Origin of the sequence: Clostridium sp. D5 (assembly GCF_000190355.1) — a bacterium.
GTDB lineage: Bacteria > Bacillota > Clostridia > Lachnospirales > Lachnospiraceae > Faecalicatena > Faecalicatena fissicatena_A.
On sequence record NZ_GL870824.1, the window covers coordinates 23699 to 30668 of the forward strand.

Genomic DNA, 6970 nt, shown 5'->3' on the forward strand with positions numbered 1-6970 from the left:
GGATAAGAGATGTATGGAACTTTAGCTGCAGGTTATGCAGACTGGCCAATTATTCATCAGATTTCCTGGCTGCTTGGAAAATTGATGAATGGAATTTATAATGTGTTGGATGGTTTATTTGGGATACAGAATATTGGTATCTGTATTATCCTTTTTACAATCGTCATATATACATTGATGATTCCGCTTACGATTAAACAGCAGAAATGGTCTAAAATGTCTTCGGTAATGAATCCTGAAATTCAGAAGATTCAAAAAAAGTATGCAAATAAAAAAGACCAGGCTTCCATGCTCAAACAGCAGGAAGAGATGCAGGCAATATATGAGAAGTACGGTACTTCACCTACAGGCGGATGTCTTCCGATGCTGATCCAGATGCCGGTTCTCTTCGCACTATATCCGGTTATTCAGAATATACCGAATTATGTTAACGGTGTAAAAGACATTTATATGCCGGTTGTAAACCAGATCATGGCAACAGATGGTTTCCAGAAGATCATGGAAAAGATCGGGGAAGCAAAACCTGTACTTATGAGCGCAAGTTCATACGATTATTCACAGGCAGATACACTTGTGAATGCATTGTATAAATTTCAGGATTCCACATGGAATACCCTGGTGGACAAGATTCCTTCTCTGAATGATATCGTAGAGACAACGACGCAGACTGTAGGACATCTGAACAGTTTTATCGGTATTAACATAGGGGAAGCTCCTTTTACAATGTTAATGGCTGCAGTCAAAGATTTTTCAATTATTGGTATTATTTTAGCAGTTATCATCCCGATTATGGCCGGTCTTACACAGTTCCTCAGTGTAAAGCTGCAGCCGCAGCCGCAGGTTGATCCAAGCAATACGATGGCAAACTCCATGAAGACAATGACATATACAATGCCTTTGTTTTCCGTATTCATGGGATTCACGCTTCCGGCAGGTCTTGGTCTCTACTGGGCAATCAGTGCATTAGTAAGATGTGTACAGCAGCTGGCAATTAACAAATATCTCGGCAAGAAATCTACGGATGAACTCATCGCAGAGAATCAGAAAAAAGCTGCCAAGAAACGTGAGAAAAAGGGAAAACCCGCAAAAGAAATTAACAGAATGGCAACTACAAGCACCAGAAATGTAGAAGATAAGAAAAAATCAAATATATCTGAAGCTGAGAGAGAAGAACGCCTGAAGAATGCAGCACAGTATACAAAGAGTGCAAAGCCGGGCAGTCTTGCTTCAAAGGCCAATATGGTAAGCAAGTACAACAGTGGAAACAGCACAAAAGATAAAAAGGATGAAGGTAAGTAGGAGAGAGTCGGTGTAGAAAGGTAGGGATTCAGCATGAACGGTAGTATCAGAGTATCAGCAAGAACATTAGATGATGCGATTACAGAAGCATTGATTCAGTTAGGTGTTACCAGTGACAGGCTTGAATATGAGGTCATTGAAAAAGGAAGTGCCGGATTTCTTGGAATCGGTATGAAACAGGCTGTAATTGAAGCCAGAAGAAAACCGGAACCTGTAGTGGAAGAGCCAAAGGTTCAGATCAGGGAAGAAAAACCTGAGATAAAAAATGAACCTGCCAGGGAATTCAAGAAAAAAGAGCACTACAAAAAAGATGTAAAACAAGAATCTAAGAATGAGTTTAAGCATGATTTTAAGAACGACGTTAAAAATGAAGTTAAGAATGAAGTGAAAAAAGAAGCTGCTCAGACAGAAGCACAGCCGGCAATCAGGCATGAAGCTGAACTTGCAGAAGTAAAAGAGGAAACAAAAAAAGCCGTTGAAGCATTCCTGAGTGATACATTAAGTGCAATGGGGATGACCGTAGAGCTGATCTCCGATGTAGATACCGATGGTGCACTGAGTATAGAGATGAAGGGTGACAATATGGGTCTCCTCATTGGAAAACGCGGACAGACACTGGATGCACTGCAGTATCTTGCAAACCGTGTTGCCAATAAGCATCAGGACGGTTATGTACGCGTAAAACTTGACACAGAGAATTACCGTGCAAGAAGAGAAGAGACATTGAAGAATCTTGCAAAGAACATTGCCTATAAGGTAAAACGTTCTAAGAGAGCTGTTTCACTTGAACCGATGAATCCATATGAGAGAAGGATCATCCATGCAGCACTTCAATCTGACCCTTACGTAACAACCCACAGTGAAGGGGAAGAGCCTTACAGGAAAGTAGTTGTTACCTTAAAGAAGTAAAATAATTCGAAGCGAAAGAGGACGTTTCCGCTTCACGGATGCTTTCGTGAAGTGGTGAAACGTCTTTTTTAAAGGCCGGGGATTGGATAATCAGAGATTATCTGGTCTCTGTGCTTAAAAAATTATGGGGAGGCCTAAAATGAGAAAAGATACGATTGCCGCGATTTCCACAGGAATGTCAAATTCAGGGATCGGGATTGTCCGTATCAGCGGTGCAGAGGCATTTCAGGTTATTGACAGGATATATACAGGTAAAGATCGTCTCCTGGAAGCCAAAAGCCATACCATACATTATGGGTTTATAAAAGACGGTGGAGAAACCGTAGACGAAGTTCTGGTCATGCTGATGCGTGGGCCGCGGACATTTACAGGAGAGGATACGGTAGAAATCAATTGCCACGGCGGTACTTATGTGGTAAAAAGAGTATTGGAAACTGTCATAAAAAATGGTGCAAGACCGGCAGAACCTGGGGAGTTTACAAAGCGTGCATTTTTAAATGGAAAAATGGATCTGTCTCAGGCGGAGGCAGTCATTGGTGTAATTACTTCTAAAAATGAGTATGCCCTTCAGTGCTCTATCAGCCAACTGAAAGGCAGTGTTAAGAAAAAAATAGAAGACATAAGAAATAAAATAGTATACCATACTGCCTTTATTGAAACAGCTTTAGATGACCCTGAGCATATAGAGATAGATGGATATGGTGAGACACTAAAAAGTGTCATAGATGATATTCTAGTGGAAATTGGAAAATTAATTGAATCATCCGACAGCGGCCGTATCATGAAAGAGGGAATACAGACCGTAATTGCAGGTAAACCGAATGCAGGAAAATCATCTCTTCTGAATGTCCTGGCGGGGCGGGAAAGGGCCATTGTAACAGATATAGAAGGAACTACCAGGGATGCCCTGGAAGAGCAGATTCAGCTGAACGGACTGACTCTGAACATGGTAGATACTGCCGGTATAAGGGAAACAGATGACATCATAGAAAAAATGGGTGTGGATAAGGCAAGAGATTATGTAAAAAACGCGGATTTGATTATCTATGTTGCAGATGCCTCCAGACCTCTGGACAAGAATGATGAAGATATCATCCGGTTGACGGCGGGAAAAAAATGCATCATTTTATTAAATAAATCGGATCTGGAGACAGTTATTACGAAAGAAATCCTGCAAAATAAGATTAAAAATATACTTAATGAGACAGAAAATGAAGGAATTAATTCAATATATATTCCTATGATTGATATATCGGCCAAGGAGGAGCAGGGACTTCAGGAGTTCGAGGATATCTTGAATACAATGTTCCTGAAAGGTGAAGTATCATTTAATGATGAAGTTTATATAACAAACATCAGACAGAAAGCGGCTTTGCGGGATGCCTGTGAAAGTTTGAATAAAGTAATTGAGAGTATTGATAATCAGATGCCGGAGGATTTTTTCTCCATCGATCTGATGGATGCATATGAATCATTGGGCAGCATAACGGGAGAAACGATAGGAGAAGATCTAGTAAATGAAATATTCAGCAAATTCTGTATGGGAAAATAAAGACGAATATGATATTGCAGTGGTCGGTGCTGGACACGCGGGCTGTGAGGCAGCGCTTGCGGCGGCAAGACTGGGATTTAAGACAGTTATATTTACCGTGAGTGTGGACAGTATTGCGCTGATGCCATGCAATCCAAATATCGGCGGCAGTTCAAAGGGCCATCTTGTGAGAGAAGTAGATGCACTTGGCGGCGAGATGGGGAAAGTAATAGATAAAACATTTATCCAGTCCAAGATGCTTAATAAGTCGAAAGGGCCGGCGGTCCATTCTCTGCGGGCACAGGCAGATAAAGCAAATTACAGCAGAACTATGCGGCAGGTGCTGCAGAATCAGAAGAATCTGGATATCCGTCAGATGGAAGTAACAGACATCCTGGCAGAAGAGGGGAGAGTGACCGGAGTCCAGACCTATTCGGGGGCCATATACCGCTGCAGGGCGGTTGTATTGTGTACGGGGACCTACCTGAAGGCCAGGTGCATTTACGGGGATATAAGTACGTATACGGGGCCGAACGGGCTGCAGGCAGCGAATCATTTGACAGACAGCCTGAAATCGCTTGGAATTAAGATGTACCGTTTCAAGACGGGAACTCCTGCGAGGATCGATAAAAATTCTGTTGATTTCAGTAAGATGGAAGAGCAGAAAGGGGATGAGAGAGTTGTGCCGTTTTCATTTACAACAGACCCTGAGGCGGTTCAGATTGAACAGGCCTCCTGCTGGCTGACTTATACGAATCAAAATACACACGATATCATCCGGGCAAATCTGGATCGATCCCCATTATACTCCGGTATGATAGAGGGCACAGGGCCGAGATACTGCCCGTCCATTGAAGATAAGGTGGTAAAATTTTCAGACAAAAACAGGCATCAGGTGTTCATAGAGCCCGAGGGTCTTGAGACAAATGAAATGTATGTGGGGGGGATGTCCAGCTCGCTTCCAGAAGACGTTCAATATGCAATGTACCGAAGTGTGCCGGGACTGGAAAATGTAAAAATCGTAAGAAATGCTTATGCAATTGAATACGATTGTATAGATGCGAGGCAGCTCAAAAGCACCCTGGAGTTTAAAAATGTAGAGGGACTTTTCAGCGGAGGACAGTTTAACGGCAGCTCAGGGTATGAAGAGGCAGCGGCCCAGGGGCTGGTTGCAGGGATTAATGCTGCAAGGAAACTGCAGGAAAAACAGGGGATTGTCATTGACCGTTCTCAGGGATATGTAGGGGTTCTTATCGATGATCTCGTTACAAAAGAGAGTCATGAACCCTACCGTATGATGACCTCAAGGGCGGAATACCGACTGCTTTTGAGACAGGACAATGCAGATCTGCGCCTGACAAAGCTGGGATATGAAGTGGGACTGGTAGATGAAGAACGGTACCAGAAACTGCTGGATAAAGAGAACATGATTGAAGAAGAAATCAGAAGAGTTGAGCATACAAATATAGGAACATCCGAAGAAGTTCAGAGCCTTCTGGAGTCCTATGGAAGTACTCCGCTTACGTCCGGAACAACCCTGGCTGAGCTGATCCGGCGTCCGGAACTTTCATATGAAGCGCTGGCACCTATAGACAGACAGAGAAAAGAACTTCCTTTTGATGTAGAAGAACAGGTAAATATCAACATAAAATATGACGGATATATCCGCCGCCAGCAGAGACAGGTAGAACAGTTTAAAAAGCTGGAAACCAGAATCATTCCGGATGATCTGGATTATAATGACGTCAAGAGCCTGCGGATCGAAGCAAAACAAAAACTGACAGAAATGCGGCCGTCATCCATAGGACAGGCATCCAGAATATCCGGAGTATCACCGGCTGATATCTCTGTACTCCTGGTATATCTTGAAAGCAGGTAGAGTACTCCAAGAGGCAATTCTATGAAAAAGCAGAAGTAGAGGTGTTTGATATATTAGTCAGACAGAAAGAAATTAAATAGTAAATGGCAGCGCGCCAGGTAATTGAAGTCATTTACCGGGAGAAAACATATGGAAAACAAATTTGAAAATCAGTTGAAAGAGCTGAATATCCAGCTGGATGAAAAACAAAAACAACAGTTTCAGAGATACTATGAATTACTGACTGAGTGGAATAAAGTCATGAACCTGACAGGAATTACTGATTACGATGAGGTAAATGAGAAACACTTTGTTGACAGTCTCTCAATTGTAAAAGCTGTTGATATTGAAAATATAAAAACCGTGATAGATATAGGAACCGGAGCTGGATTTCCGGGTCTTCCCTTAAAAATAGTTTATCCACAGCTGCATGTAGTTTTACTGGATTCTTTAAACAAAAGAGTCAAGTTTCTCAACACAGTAATTGAGGAATTAAAACTGGATGATATAGAAACTCTGCACGGCAGGGCAGAAGACTACGCGAGACAGACGAATTACAGAGAACAGTTTGATTTGTGCGTTTCAAGGGCAGTGGCAAACTTATCAACATTGAGTGAATACTGCTTACCCTATATACGGGTGGGGGGTATATTTATTTCCTATAAATCAGGTAGTATAGAGGACGAACTGCAGTCGTCCAAAAAAGCAGTAAAGATACTGGGAGGAGTTATAGAAAAAACAGTAAAATTCCAGCTTCCGGGAACAGAGATAGGGAGATCATTTGTAAAAATAAAAAAAGAAGAACAAACCAAAAAAAAATACCCCCGAAAAGCAGGACTGCCTTCTAAAGAGCCGATTTTGTAGCGGGAGGTTTCTGGGGGATGGGGGACGCCCTGTGAGAGAAGCCAGGGGCTGAATGAAGAAGGAACGAAGAGGCGGAAGGGCTGGTCCGGTTCAGTGCGGGTGGCATTGGATGGAATGGGGAACGGTGATTTCTGATACCGGCCGTTTAGCCTAGTTTCCGTAGGGATAAAATAGAAAAATCTGATGGAACCAGCAACATGCGGCCTCAAATCTGATGATTTGAGGCCTTAGTTGCCTCAGACTTTGCCTGGTAAGGCAAAGTCTGTCCATCAGATTTTTCTATTTTATCCCAACGGAAACACGACACACTTTAGGCATCCGAAAACACCGTCAGGCATTCCCACCCGGACGCCACAGGCGCCATCTCAGGCAGGCTGCGTTCATCCGGGCGGCAGAAGCTGATAACTCGGGAGGAATTTCTGGACGGGGGAGGCGGATGGGATTGGATACGAGGACGGGGCTTCTGGCAGGCAGTGGCCGGGTTCCGCATAGGCGCTAAAAATCCGCTG

At 43.1% G+C, this 6970-nt stretch carries 6 protein-coding genes; 5 read left to right on the forward strand and 1 reads right to left on the reverse strand.

The features are described from left to right. The first annotated feature begins 9 nt into the window (after window positions 1-9). The 5 genes from HMPREF0240_RS22700 (at window position 10) to rsmG (ending at window position 6461) form a co-directional block, all read left to right on the forward strand. Window positions 10-1299, forward strand: coding sequence for a YidC/Oxa1 family membrane protein insertase (locus tag HMPREF0240_RS22700; RefSeq protein ID WP_009005730.1), 1290 nt, complete (start codon window positions 10-12; stop codon window positions 1297-1299). A 33-nt stretch (window positions 1300-1332) separates the two neighbouring features. After that, window positions 1333-2208 carry an RNA-binding cell elongation regulator Jag/EloR gene (gene jag / locus HMPREF0240_RS22705; protein ID WP_009005731.1) on the forward strand — a complete coding sequence of 292 codons (876 nt, stop codon included), beginning with the start codon at window positions 1333-1335 and terminating at the stop codon, window positions 2206-2208. 139 nt (window positions 2209-2347) lie between these two features. After that, a complete protein-coding gene (gene mnmE / locus HMPREF0240_RS22710) occupies window positions 2348-3760 on the forward strand; it encodes a tRNA uridine-5-carboxymethylaminomethyl(34) synthesis GTPase MnmE (RefSeq protein WP_009005732.1) in 1413 nt (470 codons plus the stop codon). Then, on the forward strand, window positions 3726-5618 hold the full coding sequence (gene mnmG, locus HMPREF0240_RS22715) for a tRNA uridine-5-carboxymethylaminomethyl(34) synthesis enzyme MnmG (protein ID WP_009005733.1): 1893 nt from the start codon (window positions 3726-3728) through the stop codon (window positions 5616-5618). The genes mnmE and mnmG overlap by 35 nt, the downstream gene beginning before the upstream one ends. A gap of 129 nt (window positions 5619-5747) precedes the next feature. Continuing rightward, window positions 5748-6461: a 16S rRNA (guanine(527)-N(7))-methyltransferase RsmG gene (rsmG, locus tag HMPREF0240_RS22720; RefSeq protein ID WP_009005734.1), complete on the forward strand. Its 714-nt coding sequence runs from the start codon at window positions 5748-5750 to the stop codon at window positions 6459-6461. 310 nt (window positions 6462-6771) lie between these two features. Here rsmG and HMPREF0240_RS24870 read toward each other — a convergent pair. Beyond that, the coding region (locus HMPREF0240_RS24870) for a hypothetical protein (protein ID WP_035314683.1) at window positions 6772-6970 on the reverse strand (199 nt) is incomplete at its 5' end.

Excerpts from the sequence above, each read along its gene's own strand:
- HMPREF0240_RS22700 (WP_009005730.1), top strand. The coding sequence starts at position 10 with ATGTATGGAACTTTAGCTGCAGGTTATGCAGACTGGCCAATTATTCAT.
- rsmG (WP_009005734.1), top strand. The coding sequence starts at position 5,748 with ATGGAAAACAAATTTGAAAATCAGTTGAAAGAGCTGAATATCCAGCTG.
- mnmG (WP_009005733.1), top strand. The coding sequence starts at position 3,726 with ATGAAATATTCAGCAAATTCTGTATGGGAAAATAAAGACGAATATGAT.
- jag (WP_009005731.1), top strand. The coding sequence starts at position 1,333 with ATGAACGGTAGTATCAGAGTATCAGCAAGAACATTAGATGATGCGATT.
- mnmE (WP_009005732.1), top strand. The coding sequence starts at position 2,348 with ATGAGAAAAGATACGATTGCCGCGATTTCCACAGGAATGTCAAATTCA.